This window comes from Rhodovarius sp., from assembly GCF_040399605.1.
Taxonomy (GTDB): Bacteria; Pseudomonadota; Alphaproteobacteria; order Acetobacterales; family Acetobacteraceae; genus Rhodovarius; species Rhodovarius crocodyli_A.
In genome coordinates this window covers 1-16,486 of the sequence record NZ_JBBARU010000019.1, presented here as the reverse complement: position 1 = coordinate 16,486, position 16,486 = coordinate 1, and the positions used below count along the sequence as shown (strand labels likewise).

14 protein-coding genes are annotated in these 16,486 nt (G+C 67.4%); 4 read left to right on the top strand and 10 right to left on the bottom strand.

The window, feature by feature from the left end; translation table 11 throughout:
• Both ABWP84_RS07570 and ABWP84_RS07565 read right to left on the bottom strand, forming a co-directional pair.
• Nucleotides 1-699: an amino acid racemase gene (locus ABWP84_RS07570; protein ID WP_353211407.1), complete on the bottom strand. Its 699-nt coding sequence runs from the start codon at nucleotides 697-699 to the stop codon at nucleotides 1-3.
• Nucleotides 696-1,502: a sulfite exporter TauE/SafE family protein gene (locus ABWP84_RS07565; RefSeq protein ID WP_353211406.1), complete on the bottom strand. Its 807-nt coding sequence runs from the start codon at nucleotides 1,500-1,502 to the stop codon at nucleotides 696-698. The genes ABWP84_RS07570 and ABWP84_RS07565 overlap by 4 nt, the downstream gene beginning before the upstream one ends.
• Nucleotide 1,503: 1 nt before the next feature.
• On the opposite strand from ABWP84_RS07565, the gene ABWP84_RS07560 reads away from it, so the two are divergent.
• Nucleotides 1,504-2,334, top strand: a complete 831-nt coding sequence (locus ABWP84_RS07560; protein WP_353211405.1) for a sulfite exporter TauE/SafE family protein — start codon at nucleotides 1,504-1,506, stop codon at nucleotides 2,332-2,334.
• A 13-nt stretch (nucleotides 2,335-2,347) separates the two neighbouring features.
• Here the strand turns inward: ABWP84_RS07560 and ABWP84_RS07555 are convergent, their stop codons facing one another.
• From ABWP84_RS07555 to ABWP84_RS07525, 7 genes are all read right to left on the bottom strand, one after another.
• Nucleotides 2,348-3,550: an HAD-IIIA family hydrolase gene (locus ABWP84_RS07555; RefSeq protein WP_353211404.1), complete on the bottom strand. Its 1,203-nt coding sequence runs from the start codon at nucleotides 3,548-3,550 to the stop codon at nucleotides 2,348-2,350.
• The gene (locus ABWP84_RS07550) at nucleotides 3,543-4,115 is read right to left on the bottom strand and encodes an SIS domain-containing protein (RefSeq protein WP_353211403.1); all 573 of its coding nucleotides are present in this window, start codon (nucleotides 4,113-4,115) and stop codon (nucleotides 3,543-3,545) included. The genes ABWP84_RS07555 and ABWP84_RS07550 overlap by 8 nt, the downstream gene beginning before the upstream one ends.
• A gap of 100 nt (nucleotides 4,116-4,215) precedes the next feature.
• A complete protein-coding gene (locus ABWP84_RS07545) occupies nucleotides 4,216-5,325 on the bottom strand; it encodes a glycosyltransferase (RefSeq protein WP_353211402.1) in 1,110 nt (369 codons plus the stop codon).
• Nucleotides 5,322-6,965: a gamma-glutamyltransferase gene (gene ggt, locus ABWP84_RS07540; protein WP_353211401.1), complete on the bottom strand. Its 1,644-nt coding sequence runs from the start codon at nucleotides 6,963-6,965 to the stop codon at nucleotides 5,322-5,324. Before ggt ends, ABWP84_RS07545 begins: the two co-directional genes overlap by 4 nt.
• 78 nt (nucleotides 6,966-7,043) lie before the next feature.
• Nucleotides 7,044-8,684: a hydantoinase B/oxoprolinase family protein gene (locus tag ABWP84_RS07535; RefSeq protein WP_353211400.1), complete on the bottom strand. Its 1,641-nt coding sequence runs from the start codon at nucleotides 8,682-8,684 to the stop codon at nucleotides 7,044-7,046.
• On the bottom strand, nucleotides 8,681-10,756 hold the full coding sequence (locus tag ABWP84_RS07530) for a hydantoinase/oxoprolinase family protein (protein ID WP_353211399.1): 2,076 nt from the start codon (nucleotides 10,754-10,756) through the stop codon (nucleotides 8,681-8,683). The genes ABWP84_RS07535 and ABWP84_RS07530 overlap by 4 nt, the downstream gene beginning before the upstream one ends.
• 3 nt (nucleotides 10,757-10,759) lie before the next feature.
• A complete protein-coding gene (locus tag ABWP84_RS07525; RefSeq protein ID WP_353211398.1) occupies nucleotides 10,760-11,548 on the bottom strand; it encodes an SDR family oxidoreductase in 789 nt (262 codons plus the stop codon).
• Nucleotides 11,549-11,691: 143 nt separating this feature from the next.
• On the opposite strand from ABWP84_RS07525, the gene ABWP84_RS07520 reads away from it, so the two are divergent.
• Together ABWP84_RS07520 and ABWP84_RS07515 are read left to right on the top strand one after the other, a co-directional pair.
• The gene (locus tag ABWP84_RS07520) at nucleotides 11,692-12,201 is read left to right on the top strand and encodes a hypothetical protein (protein WP_353211397.1); all 510 of its coding nucleotides are present in this window, start codon (nucleotides 11,692-11,694) and stop codon (nucleotides 12,199-12,201) included.
• Nucleotides 12,202-12,235: 34 nt separating this feature from the next.
• Nucleotides 12,236-13,213 (top strand): D-glycerate dehydrogenase, encoded by a 978-nt coding sequence (locus tag ABWP84_RS07515; protein ID WP_353211396.1) that lies wholly within the window; start codon nucleotides 12,236-12,238, stop codon nucleotides 13,211-13,213.
• A gap of 54 nt (nucleotides 13,214-13,267) precedes the next feature.
• Here ABWP84_RS07515 and ABWP84_RS07510 read toward each other — a convergent pair whose 3' ends face one another.
• Nucleotides 13,268-15,580, bottom strand: a complete 2,313-nt coding sequence (locus tag ABWP84_RS07510) for a HAMP domain-containing methyl-accepting chemotaxis protein (protein ID WP_353211395.1) — start codon at nucleotides 15,578-15,580, stop codon at nucleotides 13,268-13,270.
• A gap of 143 nt (nucleotides 15,581-15,723) precedes the next feature.
• On the opposite strand from ABWP84_RS07510, the gene ABWP84_RS07505 reads away from it, so the two are divergent.
• Nucleotides 15,724-16,365 (top strand): flavin reductase family protein, encoded by a 642-nt coding sequence (locus ABWP84_RS07505; RefSeq protein WP_353211394.1) that lies wholly within the window; start codon nucleotides 15,724-15,726, stop codon nucleotides 16,363-16,365.
• The last annotated feature ends 121 nt before the right edge of the window (nucleotides 16,366-16,486 follow it).

Below are 16,486 nucleotides of genomic sequence, written 5' to 3'. Positions count from 1 at the left end.
TCACGCCTCGTGCCACCATGCCAGGGCGGCGCGGGCCAGCGCCGCCACCGTATCCACCACCGGGAAGGGCAGGGCGGGGCCGGCGGCGATGCCGAGTGGGATTTCGGTGCAGCCCAGCACCACGGCCTGGGCACCCTGGGCATGCAGGCGGGTGGCCATTTCGGCGAGGGGCGCATAGGCGCCGATCAGGTCATTGGCCTTCACCTGCTCGATGGCGGGGGTGACCAGGCGGGCCATTTCGGCCGCATCGGGGGTTATGACCTCGTAGTTGGTGAGGCGCTCTTGATAAAGCCGCATGGCCAGCGTGCCCGCGGTGCCCATCAGGCCGATGCACCCGGAGGCGATGCCTCGCGCCCGTAAATCGGCCGCGGCGGCATCGACGATATGCAGGATGGGCAGAGCAGTGGCCGCCTGCATGGCATCGAACCAGCCATGCGCGGTGTTGCAGGGGATGGCGATGGCACCGCAGCCCGCCCCCTCCAGAATGCGGATGCCGCGCAGCAGGGCGGGCAGTGGGTCTGGCCCGGTGCCCAGGCGGGCGGCCGTGCGGTCGGGTACCCGGACATCGCTGACCAGGATGGCGGGCAGATGGTCCTGGTCACGCAGGGCGGGGGTTTGCAGGGTGAGGCTGCGCATGAATTCGGCGCTGGCCAAAGGCCCCATGCCGCCCAGCACGCCCAGCATCTTGTCCGTATTCATGCGAAGAACCCATCCCATGTCAGCTTCACGCCCAGCAGGAAGAGCGCCACGGTGATGATGCGATAGAACAGCGCCTCTGGCATCCGGCTTTGCAGCCAAATGCCCAGATAAACCCCCAAGGGGCAGAGTGGCAGCAGCACGAGTGCGGTGCCGAGATTGGTCAGGTCCAGCAGGCCCATGGCGCCATAGGGTACCAGCTTGGCGTAGTTGATGAGGCCAAAGAGCACGACATTGGTGGCGGTGAAGACCTCGCGCGGGAGTTTGCGCGGCAGCAGATAGATTTGCATCGGCGGGCCGCCGGCATGGGCGAGGGTGGAGGTGGCGCCGGAGGCGATGGCGCAGATGGCGCCCTTGAGGGCATTGAAGGGCGCGGCGGGTGCTGCCGCCAGCAGCCCCACGAGGAAGCGCCAGGCCAGGAAGGCCAGGGTGATGACGCCGAGCACCCCTTGCACCGTGCGCGGGCCGAGCACGCCAAACAGCGCCGCCCCCAGCGCCACCCCCACCATGCTGGCCGGCAGCAGCAGGCGCATCTCCCGCGCATCCCATTTGCCCCACCAGGCGCGCACGCCCGAGATGTCCATGGCGCAGAGCAGAATAAGGGCAATGCCCGCCGCCTGCGGCACCGGCACCATGAGTGCCATGACCGGCACCATGATGTTGGAGGTGGCGCCGGCAAAGCCGCCCTTGCCGATGGCCGAGACCAGAACGGCAGGAATGGCGATGGCATAGAATATGGGATCATTGATGATATTCAGTGGCCTGGCCTTGTGCAGGTGCGAAGTAAGTGTAAGCGATTCTGACATAATGGAACACCCTACTTCGCTCCTCTCCCTATTCGCCCTGGCCGCTGGCATGGCCGCCACGGGGCTATTTTCGGGGGTGCTGGCCGGGCTTTTGGGGGTGGGGGGCGGCATCGTCATTGTGCCGGTGCTGTTCAATATCCTGCCCATTTTTGGCGTGCCGGAAGCGGTCCAGATGAAGATTGCCGTGGCAACTTCTCTGGCGACCATCATCCCCACTTCGATCATCTCGGCGCGCAAGCATTTCGCCAAGGGCACGATGGATATGGCGCTGTTGCGCTCACTGGCGCCGGCGATGTTCGTGGGCGCCTTGGCCGGCACCGTGCTGGCGGTGGTCCTCAAGGGGCCGGTTCTGAGCGGTATTTTTGCCGCGGTCGCCCTGCTGGTGGCGATCAATATGGGTTTTGCCGGGCTGGAATGGCGGCTGCGGCAGAGCATGCCCCCCGGCTTGGCGCGAATTGGTATTGGCGCGGGCATTGGCGGTTTCTCGGCGGTGATGGGCATTGGCGGGGGCACGCTGGGCGTGCCGGTGCTGTCGATGTTCGGGGCGAATATTCGTGGTGCGGTCTCCACCTCCTCGGCCTTTGGGCTGATCATTGCGGTGCCGGCCACCATCGGCCTGGTGCTGGCGGGGCTTGGGGTGGAGGGGCGCCCGCCCTATTCGCTGGGCTGGGTGAGCCTGATTGGCTTTGTACTGATTGCCCCGGCATCTATTGTCGCAACGCCTTGGGGGGTGGCGCTGGCGCATAGCATTTCGCCGCTGCTGCTCAAGCGGGTTTTTGCCGTGTTTCTGGCGCTGACCAGTGCGCGCATGGCCTATAGCCTTTTGGGCTGATCCGCGCCCGGCCTTATGGTGGCGGTAGCAACTTGGCGATGAAGGCGGCGAGGTCGCCGCCCGCGAAGAGATGCCCGGGCAGGCCTGCGGCCTGGGCAGCGGCGATGTCGCTCGCCTTGTCGCCGACCAGGAAACTGCCCGCGCGGCGCACCGGCCAGGCGGCCAGGAGATCATTGATCATGCCCGGTGCCGGTTTGCGGCGCGGGCAATCCAGCCGGTATTGCGCCAAGGCGGCCTCGGGGTGGTTTGGGCAATATTCCCAGGCGTCGATATGCGCCCCGGCTTGGGCGAAATGCTCCGCCATCGCGCCATGCATCACCGCCACCTGGGATTCGGGGAAGAAGCCCTTGCCCACCCCGGCCTGGTTGGTGACGACGAAGACGAAATAGCCGGCATCGTTCAGCCGCTTGATCGCGGTTGCGGCGCCGGGCATCCAGCGGATTTCCTCAGGCTTATGCGGCCAGCCGGTATCCTCGATCAGCACGCCGTCACGGTCGAAAAACACGGCCGGGCGGTGGGCCATGGCGGGGATGATGCTTTGCGCCGCCGCGAGATCCTCGGGGATGCCGATATCGATGAAGGCGCCATCATAAAGCGCGCCGCGCAATTGGCCGCAGGCGGCGAGGCGGGGGAAGATATCGGCTTCCATCGAGACGGCACCGGGGCCGATATGGGCCACAATATCACGCCGCATCAGGTAGATGCCGCCATTGATCGGCCCTGTCCGGTCAGGCGCGCGGGCGGCAAAACCGCTGATGCGGCCTTGGGGGTCGATTGCCACGGTGCCATAGCGCTCCCCCGGTGCCTCGCGCCGCAGCGCCAGGGTGGCCAGGGCATCGGCGGCGTGCAGGGCGAGATCGAGCAGGTTCACATCAAAGCGGGTATCGCCATTGAGCAGCAGGAAACGCTCTTCCAGCCGGTCGGCGAAGAGGCGCAAGCCGCCGGCGGTGCCCAGCGGCTCGGGTTCGACCAGCACCTCGATCTGCGCGCCGTGGATGGTTTTGCCGTCATAACGCGCGACAATGCTCTGGCCGAGATAGCCGGCGAGCAGCGTGATGCGGGGTATGCCATGGCGCGCCACCTCCTCGATCAGCCAATCCAGGAAGGGGCGGGAGGCCACTTCCACCATGGGTTTGGGGATGCTGTCGGTGAGCGAGCCGAGCCTGGTGCCGCGGCCGCCGACCAGAATGGCGGCCTGGCGCAGCACCTCAGGCATGGAACATCGCCTCTTCCACCGCAGCACAGTAGCAATGGTAGAAATTGAGGTGGATTTGCTGGATGGCCGGGGTGAAGCGCGAGGGCACGGCCAGCAGATGGTCGCACAGGGTGGCCATCTTGCCGCCGCCCTGGCCGGTCATCCCGATGGTGATCATGCCCATGGCGCGGGCGGCTTGCAGGGCGAGGACCACATTCTCCGAATTGCCGGAGGTGGAGAGGCCGAGCAGCACGCCGCCGGCCTCGCCATAGGCCTCGACCTGGCGGGAGAAGATGGTGGCGTAGCTATAATCATTGGCCCAGGCGGTGAGCACGGCGGGGTTGTCGGAGAGGCAGATGGCCTTGAGTGCCCTGCGTTCCTTGAGGAATCGGCCGACCATCTCGCCCACGATATGCATCGCATCCGCGGCCGAGCCGCCATTGCCGCAAACCAAAAGCGGCCGCCCGGCGGTGAGGGCGGTGACGGTGGCGGCAATGGCTGCGTTCATGCGCGCATCGAGTTGCAGGGCGCGGGTGTCGGCGAGCAGGGTCTGGGCCTCTTCGAGCCAGGTGTCGAGTGTGATCATCAGGCGATTCCTCATCCAAGCCCCTCGCGGCGGCTGCCCGGCTTACTCCTGCAGGCCGCCTGGGTCGAGCCTTGAGCTGGTGTTTTCATATATAATGAAATCATGGGTCTGGCGCTTTTGGCGGCTGCGGCGATGCAGCCAGACGCCGCAGCAGTGAGGCCTGCTCATGCCAATCCGCCATGGCCGCGCCGCGCGCCTTCGCCCCCGCGGCGAGAAGCGCCAGAGCCTGCGGGGCCAGCAGCATGCGCAGCGCCGCCGCCAGCGCCTCGGCCGTGATGGCTTCGGCCAGAAGCCCGTCCTGGCCATGGCTCACCTGCTCGCTGAGGCCGCCCGCTGGCATCGCCACCACCGGCACGCCCATGGCATGGGCAATGGGGATGACGCCCGATTGGCTGGCCTCGCGATAGGGCAGCACCAGCGCATCGGCTTGGGCGATCAGGCCGGGGATATCGGCCTCGGCCACCCAGCGGTTTTCGATGCTGACCCCAGGCATGGCGGCGAGGCCGGGGGCCAGTGCCTCGGCCGGGCCATCGCCCACCACGCGCAGGCTGATGGCATTGGGCGGCAGCAGGCGCAGCGCGTCGCGCAGTAGGTCGAGGCCCTTATAGGCGCGCAGCCGGCCGAACATCAGCAGCCGCAACGGTGCGCCTGCCGGGCGCGGGGGGGCGGGGGTGGCGGGGGGCGGCGGCAGGTCGAGATGCGCGCCCAAGGTCATCCGCGCCGTGGGCAGGCCGGGGCGGGCGGCCTGCACCGCGCCTTCCACCGATTCGGAGAGCACCACGGCCAGTTGGGCTGCGGATAATTCCCGCCGGAAGCGCCAGCCCCACAAGGCCCCGGGGTCGCCCGGATGGGGGTTGGCATCATGGATGATGGGGATATAGCGGATGCCTGCGGCGGCCAGGGCGGGGGCGAGCAGCGGCGTCCACAGATGGGTCATCACGCTGATCACCGCATCGCAGCCCTGGGCCTGCGCCACCAGGTGCCGGCGCAGTGCTGGTATGCGGGCGAGGCCGGTGACGAAGCCCAGTGCTGAGCCATAGGTGGGCACAGCATCCATGGGCAGGCCCAGCGCCTGGGTTTCGGCCAGCAGGTCGGATTGTGCTGAGATGCTGAGGCGGAGTTCGGCCATCGGCGCCAGGGCGCGGGCGAGCGATATCAGCATTTGCGGCCCGGCGCCGCGCCGCCCCCAATGCCAGAGCAGCAGCTTCAAGGTGCGTCAGGGAAGAAGCGCACCCCGGCCCGGGCCTTGCCGCCGGCGATGCCGATGGGCGTGCCATCCGCCCGCCAGCAGGCGGCGCCCTCCATCATGCCATCCTCGTGGAAGCGGATGGCGCACATGCCGCCCGCCACCGTGGCCACTTTCTGCACCGGGTGGCCCATGGCAGCGAGGGCAGCGCGCGTGGCGTCATCAAAGCCGGCCTCGACCTCCAGATTGCCGCCCTGGGTCCAGATGCGCGGCGCTTCCACCGCCTCGGCGAGGGACATGCCGTGATCGACCAAATTCAGCACCGCCTGGAAGGTGCTGGCGAAGATGCGCAAGCCGCCGGGCAGGCCGAGTGCCGCCCAGGGGCGGCCATCCTTGAGGATCATCATCGGCGACATGGAGGTGGTGACGCGTTTGCCTGGCGCGATGGAATTGGCCAGCCCTGGCCTGGGGTTGAACAGCGCCATGTAGTTGTTCGGGATCAGGCCGGTCTCGGGTAGCAGGAAGCGGGCGCCGAAGAGCGAGTTGATGGTGTGGGTGGCGGCGACGATGCGCCCCTCCGAATCGGCCACGGTGAGGTGGGTGGTATGGGCCTCGCCCGGTGCCACGCCCGGGCCCCAGTGGCGGGCGCGGGCGGGGTCGAGTTCTGCCCGGCGCTGGGCGGCGTAGTCTTTGGAGATCAACCGCTCCACCGGCACGCTGACGAAGGCTGGGTCGGCGGTGGCGGCGGCACGGTCGGCGAAGGCCATTTTCAGTGCCTCGGCCACCAGATGCAGGCGGGCGGGGTTGCCGAAGCCCAGGCCTGCGATGTCGCAGCCTTCCAGCAGGTTGAGCATTTGCGCGACATGCACGCCCGCGGCCGAGGGAGGAGGCGGGGCCAGCACCTCGAAGCCGCGATAGAGGCCGCGAATCGGCGCGCGCTCAACCATGCGCTGTGCGGCGAGGTCGGCCAGGGTGAGGATGCCGCCGCGGGCGGCGATTTCCCGCGCTGCCGAGGCGCCGATGGCACCGCCATGCAGCGCCTCTGGGCCGCCGGCGGCTATCGCCTCCAGGGTTTCGGCCAAGGCGGGGTTGCGCAGCGTACTGCCGGGCGCGATGGGGCTGCCGCCGGGCAGGAAGAGCGCGGAAATGGCGGCATCGCGGGCCATATCCGCGCCGGCCTCAGCGGCGCAATCGGCGAGATAGGGCGAGACGGTGAAGCCACGTCGGGCGAGGCGAATGGCCGGTTGCAGCACATCGGCCAGCGAAAACCGCCCGCCACGTGCCAGGGCCGCGCTCCAGGCCAGCAGATTGCCAGGCACGGCGACGGAGAGGGGGCCTACCATATTCACCCGGTCCACCGCCTCGATCACCAGCGGATCATCCGGTTTGGCCGGGGTGAACATGGTGGCATGGGCGGCGGCTGGGGCGGTGGAGAGGCCATCGAGGATGGTGTGGCTGCCATCGGCCTGCCGGAGATGGAACACCCCCCCGCCGAAGAGGCCGACCATCATCGGTTCACAGACTGCGAGGGCCAGCAGGCCGGCGACGGCGGCATCGACCGCGGTGCCGCCCTCGGCCAGCATGGTGGCGGCGGCGGCCGAGGCGGCGGGGTGGTTGGTCACCACCATGGATTGGCCGAAGGCGGGGCGTTTTTGGGTTGTCATGCCTGGATGCTAAGGCATGACCTGTTGTTGTGGGAACTGGCTGGCGGTGAAAGCCCGCGCGCCGGGGGGGGCGGGGATTTACTCCGCCGCACCCGGGGTGATCAGCCCATCCTCGATGTCGCGCTGCACCAGCGCCGGGTCACGCGCTGCCGCATCGCCCATGCCACCGCCACCGGGCAGGTGCAGCACCAGATGCCGGCCCTTGGGGATCACCTGAAATCCCTTGGTGCGCAGCGTGGTGCCATTGGCATCATCCAGCGACACCCGGCCCGAGGCGCCATCGCCGCCGCCGAAACGGCCGCGGGGGGCATTGGCCACCCGGTCGAAGATGGCGTTTACCGCGAATTCGGCGTTGGACTTGGCGCCGATCTCCATGATCTGGCCAAAGCCGCCGCGGGTTTTGCCGGGGCCGGCCGAATCGGGGCGCAGCTCCTTGCGCCAGAAGATGACGGGGGCGACGTTTTCGGTGGCCTCCACGCTCATCGTGCGCACGCCGGAGGGGAAGGCGGTGCCGTCCAGCCCGTCCTTGGTTGGCCGGGCGCCGGTGCCGCCGGAATTGAAGGTGATGATCTCGAAATCATCGACCTCGGCATCCTGGCCGGAGACTTGGCTGCCACCGCGCAGTGGCGGGTTCCACAGGGCGGAGGAGCCTTCGGCGACGACGCGCCCCGGCACGGCCTGGCCCAGGCAGCCCATCATCAGGTCGGGGATCAATTGGCCGACGACATGGCGGACGCTGACGGGGTAGGGGCGGGGGGCGTTGAGGATGCAGCCCTCGGGGATGACCATGCGGAAGGGGGCGAGGCTGGCCCAGTTGTTGGGGATGTCGGGTGCCACCACCACCTTGATGCCAAAGCAGGAATAGGCCCGGCAATAGGCCGGCGGGACGTTGATGCCGCGGTTCGACAGGCCGGAGGTGCCGGCGTAATCGACCACGATCTCGTCCTGCGCCACCGTGAGTGCTGCCCTCAGCGTGACCGGCGCCTCATAGCCATCGGAGTTGATGCTATTGTGGAAGGTGCCGCGCGGCAGGGCGTTGATGGCGGCCTGGGTGGCGGTGAGCGAGGCGTCGAAGATATAGGCGGCGAGGCTGTCGAGCCCTTCTAGGGCGTATTCGTCCAGCATTTCGGCCAGGCGCTTGGCGCCGGCATCGTTGCAGGCACAGAGGGAGTAGATGTCGCCCTCAAGTTCGACCGGGGTGCGGCTGCCCACGCGGATGAAGTCGAAGAAGGTCTCGTTTGGCTTTCCCGCCTCGAAGCATTTCACGATGGGGATGTAGAGGCCTTCCTCAAAAACCGAGCGGCCCTCGGGGCCCATGCCCAGGCCGCCGATATCGATGATATGGGCGGTATTGGCGAAGAGGCCGACGATTTTTCCGCGATGGAAGGCGGGGGAGACGACGGTGAGGTCGTGCAGATGGCCGGTGCCGAGCCAGGGGTCGTTGGTGATGTAGTGGTCACCCTCGCGCATGGTTGCGGCGGGGAATTTGGCCAGGAAGTGGCCCACCGATTCCATCATGGAGTTGACGTGGCCGGGGGTGCCGGTGACGGCCTGGGCGAGCATTCGGCCCTGCAGGTCGAAGACGCCGGCGGAGAGATCGCCCGCCTCACGCACCGTGGTGGAGAAGGCGGTGCGGATCATCACCTGCGCCTGTTCCTCGACCACCGCGATGAGGCGGTTCCATTGGATTTGGCGTTGGATTTTTTCGAGCGCGTTCATGCGGCGTCTCCACGGGTGAGTTCCAGATAGCCCAGCCCATCCACCGCGCAGGCCCAGCCCGGGCCCACAAGGGTGCTGGTCTCGTCCTCGGATATGATGCAGGGCCCCATGACCCGGCAGCCCGGTGGCATGGCGCTGCGGTCATAGACCGCCCAGTCAGCCGCGGTGCCGATGGCCGTGTCCAGCACCGATTGGTGGCGGATGGGGGCAGGGGCGGGGGCGGGTTCGGGTTCGGCCACCGGTTCCACCGCATCGATCAGGGTGCTGACGACGACGGCGAAACTCATCACCTCGACATCGCTGCCGGGCACCGGGCGGTCATAGAAGCGGGCATATTCGGCATCGTAATCGGCGCGGATTTTCGCCACATCGCCCGGCGTCAGGTCGCCCTTCGGCATGGCCACTGCAATCTCATGGCCCTGGCCGACATAGCGCATATAGGCCGTGCGGGTTTCTGTGGTCGGTGCGGAAAAGCTGCCGGCGGAAACCACCCGCGCGGCCTCGGCACTCATATCGGCCAGCAGGGCATTCACGCCCGCCACGTCGAAACTGCCGAAACGCTGGTAGAGGCTGCGCACCACTTCGTAGGCCACGGGGGCGCGCAGGAAGCCAATGGCGCTGCCCACGCCGGCGCCGCTCGGCACCAGCATCCGGCTCACGCCGATTTTTTCCGCCACGCGGTAGCCATGCACTGGCCCGCCGCCGCCAAAGGCCACCACGGTGCGGCCCTCATAGGTCTTGGCCGATTCAATGGCATGCACACGCGCCGCATTGGCCATGTTCTCATCCACCATCTCGACCACGCCGAGGGCGGCCATTCCGGCTTCCAACCCCAGCGGCTTACCCACGGCGGAGAGCATCGCAGCCCCGGCCTGGGCCGGGTGGAGGGTGAGCGCGCCACCGGCGAAGGTTGCAGGGTCATAACGCCCGAGCAGGAGATTGGCGTCTGTCACCGCGGGCTTCTCGCCACCGCGGCCATAGCAGGCGGGGCCGGGCACGGCGCCGGCACTTTCCGGCCCGACCTGGATGCGGCCCAACCCATCGACATGGGCGAGCGAGCCGCCACCGGCGCCGATCTCCACCATCTCGATGACGGGGATGCGCAGCGGCAGGCCCGAGCCTTTCTGGAAGCGGCCGATGCGCGCCACCTCGAAGCTGCGGCTGGCCTGGGGGGCGAAATTGTCGATCAGGCAAACCTTGGCCGTGGTGCCGCCCATGTCGAAGGAGAGCACCTTCGACAGACCCTTTTGCCGGGCCACGAAGGCGGAGAAAATCGCGCCGCCCGCAGGCCCGCTCTCGACCAGGCGGATGGGGAATTTGGCCGCCGTCTCGATCGAGGTGAGGCCGCCGCCCGAGAGCATCATGAAGACCGGCACCGCCATGCCCATGGCATCCAGCCCGGCGCGCAGGCGGGCGAGGTAGCCGGCCATGAGCGGCTGCACATAGGCATTGGCGACGGTGGTGGAAAACCGCTCCCATTCGCGCATTTCGGGGCTGACTTCGCAGGACAGCGAAATCCGCACCTCGGGCCAGATCGCCCGGGCGATCTCGGCCGCTTTCTGCTCATGCGCGGGGTTCACGAAGCCATGCATGAAGCCGATGGCCAGCGACTGCATGCCCTCATCGCGCAGGAAGCGCACGGCGTTGGCCACCGCCGCCTCATCGAGGGGGCGAAGGATTTTGCCGGTATTGTCCAGCCGCTCGGCCACCGGCACGCGGTGGCGGCGGCGGACAAGCGGCTGCGGCAGGTCGATATTCAGGTCGTATTGGTCGTAACGGCTCTCATTGCCCAAAGCGAGGACGTCGCGAAAACCCTCGGTGGTGATGAAACCGGTGGGGGCACCCTTGCGCTCGATGATGGCGTTGGTGGCGAGGGTGGTGCCGTGGATCATCAGCGATACATCGGCGGCAGTGAGTCCGGCGCGGGCGAGCACGGCGCGCACCCCCTCCAGCACGCCCTCTTCAGGGGCGGCGGGGGTGGTGAGGACCTTGGCGGTCCAGCGCTGGCCCTCCTGCTCGAGGACCACATCGGTGAAGGTTCCGCCGATATCGGCGGCAATGCGCGCATTCATGGTTCAGAAACCCCGCACCATGCCGCCATCGGCGCGCATGATCTCGCCGGTGATATAGGCGGCGGGCTGGCCGCAGAGGAAGGCGACGAGCGGGCCATATTCATCTGGTTCGCCATAGCGCTGGGCGGGGATGGTCTTGCTGCGTTCGGCGATCACCTCATCGATGCTCTTGCCGGTTTTGGTGGCCATGCCCTGGGCGGTCTCCAGGCTGCGATCGGTGCGGATGGCGCCGGGGGCGACGATGTTCACCGTCACGCCATCGCCGGCCACCTCGGCGCTCAGCGTCTTGAGATAGCCCATCACCGAGGCGCGCAGCGTGTTGCTCAGCACCAGATTGGGGATGGGCTGCTGCATGCCGGTGCTGCCGATATTGATGATCCGACCGAATTTCTGCGTCCGCATCCCCGGCAGGAGTTTCTTGGTGATGTGGATGGGGGCGGCGACGATGCGCTGGAACCAGGGCAGGAGGAGTGCCTCGTCCAGTTCCAGGGCGGTGCCGGGCGGCGGGCCGCCATGGTTGAGGATGAGGATATCCACCCCACCCATCGCCGCCACGGCGCCATCGGCCAGGCTGTCCATATCCGCATTGCTGGCGACATCGGCGGGGATGCCGATGGCCGAGGCGGCGCCCAGGGCGCGAAGTGCGGCCGCCGCCACATCCAGGCTGGCCTGGCTGCGGCCGCTGACCACGAGGTGGCAGCCCTCGCGCGCCAGCGCATCCGCCACGCTGCGGCCCAGGCCCTTGGATGCACCCATCACCAGCGCGCGCTTGCCCTGCAAACCCAAATCCATGCTCAAACTCCCCGAAATATGTCCTGGGGGCGACAATCCAGCACCCGCACTGGGCTGGCAAGCCGGGGCGCTGCGAAGCCTGGGAAGTTGCCGCTGATGGGGGGAGTGTTTAGCTTGCTCCACGAATCAACCGGAATACCGCCATGACCCTCGCCCTCCGCCGTAACCTGCTTTTGGCCAGCCCCGCGCTTTTGCTGGCGGCCTGCGCCAGTGAAACGCCGCAGCCGGTGACCGCAGCCCCCGCTGAACCTGCGGCGCCCGCCGCCCCTGCCGAGGTTGCGGCCAATGCCCGGCCTGATGCCCGGGTGGAGATGACCAATTGGCAGGTTGGCTATATCGGCCAGGTGGGTTGGGGCAGCGGCGTGCTGATCTATCGCGGCCGGCGGCTGGCCTTCCGGGTGCGCTCCGCAGGCGTGGGCGGGCTTGGCGTGGCGCGGGTCACCGCCGTCGGCGATGTGTTCGATATGCGCGATGTCAGCCTCTTTCCCGGCACCTATGCACAGGCGCGCGGTGGCATGGTGGTGCCGGGTGCGCAGATGACTGGGTTTGTCTGGCTGCAGAACGCCAATGGTGTGCGCATTCGCTTGCGGCCGCGCCGCACTGGCCTTGCCCTGCAATTGGGTGCGGATGGCGTGTTGATTGAAATGCGCTAAACCCCCTGGCTGTCTTTCGCCTGGGGAAATATCCATGTCCAAGCCCATCCTGCTCGTCACCCGCAAACTGCCAGCGGAGATCGAGGCGCGTGCTGCGCGTGATTACGACGCGCGGCTCAACCCGCATGACGAGCCATGGTTCCGCGATGGGATGGAGATTGCCCGCCGCGCCAGCGAGGCGCGCGCCGATGGCGTGCTGATCGCGGCGGGGGACCCGATGAATGCGGCGGTTTTTGCCGCGCTGCCCGATAGTGTGAAAATCGTCACCACCTTCTCGGTGGGCTATGATCATGTGGATGTGGCCGCCGCAAAGGCGAACAACATCATCGTGACCAATACGCCTGAGGTGCTGAGCTTTGCCACCGCCGAATGTGCCTTTACCCTGCTGCTCATGGCCGCGCGCCGCGCTGGCGAGGGTGAGCGCATGGTGCGGGCCAATCAGTGGGAGGGCTGGGCGCCGACCCAATTGATGGGCGTGACGCTGGAGGGCAAAAAGCTCGGCATTCTGGGCTTTGGCCGCATTGGCCAGAAGCTGGCCGCCATGGCGCGCGGCTTTGGCATGCAGATTCATTATCGTGACCTGCGCAAGCTGCCGGCCGAGGTGGAGCAGGGTGCCATCTTCCACGAGACCGATGAAGGTTTCCTGCGCGCCATCGACATGCTCTCCATGCATGTTCCGGGTGGTGATGGCACCCGCAAATGGCTCGATGCGGCGCGGCTGGCGCAGATGAAGCCGGGCAGCATCGTCATCAATACCGGCCGTGGAGGCAGCGTGGATGATGCGGCGCTGGTGGCCGCCCTCACCTCTGGCCATATCCGCGCCGCCGGGCTTGATGTGTATGATGGCGAGCCCAAGGTTTTCGCGGGTTATCTGGGGCTGGAGAATGTGGCGCTGCTGCCGCATCTGGGCAGTGCCACCATCGAGACCCGCGATGCGATGGGCGAGCGGGCCTTGCAGAACCTTGATTGCGTTCTGCGCTTTGATCTGCCGCCGCCGCACCGGGTGGCTTGAGGCTGCAAGGGGCCCTTCTTCCGCCCCAAATTGTGTCTGAACGCGGCCGGGGCTTCATGCGCGGATGCTGGCCAGGAATTGGTCAGCCTTGCCGCGCAGATTATTCGCCTGCTGGGTCAATTCCACCGAGGTTTGCCGCATGCCCTGCGCCGCCGTGCCGGTGGCGCCCGATGCGCGCTGAACATCGCCTATCCTGCGCACCACGGCCCCTGTGCCCTCCGCCATCTGCGCGGCGCTGCGGGCGATCTCACGCGTGGCCGCCCCTTGTTCTTCCACCGCGCCGGCGATGGCGGTTGTCACCTCATTCATCCGCTCGATCGTGGTGCCAATATTGCGCAGCGCCGTCACCGCATCCTCGGTCGTGCTGCGGATGGCGTTGATTTGGGCGGCGATTTCCTCGGTGGCGCCGGCGGTCTGGCTGGCGAGGTTCTTCACCTCGCTGGCGACGACGGCAAAGCCCTTGCCGGCCTCACCCGCCCGCGCTGCCTCGATGGTCGCATTCAGGGCGAGGAGGTTGGTCTGCCCGGCGATATCGCTGATCAGGCGCACCACATCGCCGATTTTGGCAGCCGCCTGCACCAGGCCCTGCACCGTTGCATCGGTGGCGCGCGCCTCCTGCGCGGCGGCGCGCGCCACCTGGGCGCCATCGCTCACCTGGCGGGTGATCTCGGCCACGCTCATCGCCAACTCCTCGGCGCTGGCGGCGACGTTTTGCACCTCATGGCCGGCGCGGGCTGAGACTTCGGCCACCGCATCCGCCTCACGCCCGCCGGTATCGGCGGCATGGCCCACCATTTCCACCACATGGCGCATATGCTCGGCCGATTGCACGACGGCCTGCACCACGCTGCCAATTTCGGCCTGAAACGCATCGGCCAGCCGGGCCTGATGGGTGATGAGCCGCCAGATCAGCATGGTGGCGACATAGTGGCCGCCGGTGTCGCGAATAGCGCTGAGCTTGAGTTCAAAGCTCTCGGCGCCAATGCGCAGGCGGCTTTCATGGGGCAGGCGGGCAGGGTCGGCCATCATAGGCTTCAGCGCCGCAATGTCGCGGCTGATGGTCTCCACCCCCAGGCCGGGCAGCGCATCGGCGCGCACCGGCAATGCTGCTTCCACCCGGCGCATCAGCGCCTGGCCTTCGGGGTTCATATAGGTGATGGCAAAGCCATTCTGCGGGTCGGCCACCATCACGCCATGGCCCATTTGCTCGAGCATCTGGCCGCGGGCGAAGGCTTTTTCGGCCGCGCCGCGCAGGGCTTCCAGCGCGACGGCGATGCGGCCGATTTCATCGCCGCGGGCCTGATCGGGCACCGGGGCGGAGGTTCGCCCCGCGGCGATCTCGCTCACCTGCGCGGCCATGCGCCGCAATGGCGCGCCCACGAGCTGCGCGGTGAATGCGCCAAAGAGAACCAACATGCCCCCCACCGCGGCGCCGGCGACCAGCACCTGGTTGGAAATGGCGATCATCGCCCAGGCCGTGCGCTGGGCAGCGCCCTGGGCATCGCTGCGCAGGATGGCCACCACCTGCCCGACATTGGCCTGGGCACGATCACTAATCGGAATGATCTGCCCGATCCGCGCGGCCTCTATCGCCATGCCCATGGCGATCACCGCATCCGCCTGATGGGCGATTTCCTCGGCAATCTCGCCGCTGCGCCTGACCACCGCCAATGTTGAGGCCGGTACCGAGGCTTCCAACCGGCGCAGATGCACCCTTTGCTGGCCTGCGGCGCGACGAACGCGGTTGGCTGCGGCGGCATCGGCTGTGGCCAGATAGCGGTTGGCGCCCAGCCGCACCTCATTCAGCGCATTGGCAAAATTGCCCAGGATTTCGCGCGCATTTTCCAACGCCTCCCCCGACAGCGCGAAGCTGATATGCGAGGCGAGGCTCTCCAGCGCCTGGTCGGCATCAAACATGCGCGGCATCAGCTGTTCGTCACGGGCCTGGATCAGCTCGGCCCGGCGGGCGACGGTTTCGCCAAAGCTGGCGCCCAGCGCGTCAATATCCTGCAGCAGGGCCTGCAGGCCCGCGCGCGCCTCGGCGGGCCGGGCGAGGTTGAGCGCCTCACCCGCCGCGCGCCGGGCTTCACGCATGGCGGCCTGCATGGCGGCCTGCTCGGCCTCGATAGTGGCAGAATCCTGCGCCAGCAGCGCCCCGCGCTGGCCGAGATTGGCACGGGCTAGTTGCAGCGATGCCTCGGTGGCGGCGACCTGGGCCTGGGCTGCTGCCTCCTGCAGGGCGAGAGTTTCATGCGCCACCTCTGCCTCCAGGCGCACCATCACCACAAGGGCGAGCAGCATGAGCACCGCGAAAAGCGAACTGACCGCCAGCTTCTTGCCGACCGAGAGGTTCCGGAACACCCGCATCGCCATATCTCCATCCAGGGGCGGGGATTTATAGGCAATCACTGACTAATCGATGATGAACCGCGCTGCCCGGCGCGCGGCCCCTCGACAGGCCGGCCATGGCCGGGCAATTGCCGGCAGAGCAAAGACCAAGGACCCATCCCATGCTGTTCGACTTCGAAGCCCTGCCTGCCCGGGAGCGCTATAAGCTGCTCGTCTCCACCATCGTGCCCCGCCCCATTGCCTGGGTGGTGACGCAGGATGGCGCGGGCGTGGTCAATGCCGCGCCCTATTCCTTCTTCAATGCCTTCTCCGATGATCCGGCGGTGGTGGCCATTGGCTGCGGCCCCCGCCCCGAGGGTGGTGCGAAGGACACGCTGGGCAATATCAAGGCGACCGGCCAATTCGTTGTCTGCCTCGTCCCCGGCTCGGCGCTGGAGCAGATGAATTTGACCGCGATCGATTTCGCGCCGGGCGTGGACGAACTCAACGAAGCAGGGCTGCACAAGCTGGCCAGCACCAGGGTCAAGCCGCCGCGCATCGCCGAAAGCCCGGTGGCGTTTGAATGTGAGACTTTTCAGATGGTCCCCGTCGGCCACCACACCATCGTCATGGGCAAGGTGCTGGCGCTGCATGTGAAGGATGAGGCGGTGCTGGACGCCGAGAAGAATTATATCGACACGCCGGCGCTGGACCTCGTGGGGCGCATGCATGGCCGGGGCTGGTATACCCGCACCAATGACCGCGTGGATGTGCCGCGCTACACGGCGGCGGAATGGGCGGCGCTGAAGGCGGCTAAGGGCTAGGAGCCTCATCCGTTCGAACGGAACGGGCGCTGGCGGGCTGCTGGAAGACGATAATCGAGAGAAAAGAAGATCGAGGGGCTTTGCCCCTCGAGCACCCCAGCAGGAAACTCAGTTTCCTGCA

Coding starts and splice junctions, on each gene's coding strand:
- ABWP84_RS07570 (WP_353211407.1), bottom strand. CDS start 699: ATGAATACGGACAAGATGCTGGGCGTGCTGGGCGGCATGGGGCCTTTG.
- ABWP84_RS07530 (WP_353211399.1), bottom strand. CDS start 10,756: ATGAATGCGCGCATTGCCGCCGATATCGGCGGAACCTTCACCGATGTG.
- ABWP84_RS07515 (WP_353211396.1), top strand. CDS start 12,236: ATGTCCAAGCCCATCCTGCTCGTCACCCGCAAACTGCCAGCGGAGATC.
- ggt (WP_353211401.1), bottom strand. CDS start 6,965: ATGACAACCCAAAAACGCCCCGCCTTCGGCCAATCCATGGTGGTGACC.
- ABWP84_RS07505 (WP_353211394.1), top strand. CDS start 15,724: ATGCTGTTCGACTTCGAAGCCCTGCCTGCCCGGGAGCGCTATAAGCTG.
- ABWP84_RS07555 (WP_353211404.1), bottom strand. CDS start 3,550: ATGCCTGAGGTGCTGCGCCAGGCCGCCATTCTGGTCGGCGGCCGCGGC.
- ABWP84_RS07560 (WP_353211405.1), top strand. CDS start 1,504: ATGGAACACCCTACTTCGCTCCTCTCCCTATTCGCCCTGGCCGCTGGC.
- ABWP84_RS07520 (WP_353211397.1), top strand. CDS start 11,692: ATGACCCTCGCCCTCCGCCGTAACCTGCTTTTGGCCAGCCCCGCGCTT.
- ABWP84_RS07525 (WP_353211398.1), bottom strand. CDS start 11,548: ATGGATTTGGGTTTGCAGGGCAAGCGCGCGCTGGTGATGGGTGCATCC.
- ABWP84_RS07510 (WP_353211395.1), bottom strand. CDS start 15,580: ATGCGGGTGTTCCGGAACCTCTCGGTCGGCAAGAAGCTGGCGGTCAGT.
- ABWP84_RS07565 (WP_353211406.1), bottom strand. CDS start 1,502: ATGTCAGAATCGCTTACACTTACTTCGCACCTGCACAAGGCCAGGCCA.
- ABWP84_RS07535 (WP_353211400.1), bottom strand. CDS start 8,684: ATGAACGCGCTCGAAAAAATCCAACGCCAAATCCAATGGAACCGCCTC.
- ABWP84_RS07550 (WP_353211403.1), bottom strand. CDS start 4,115: ATGATCACACTCGACACCTGGCTCGAAGAGGCCCAGACCCTGCTCGCC.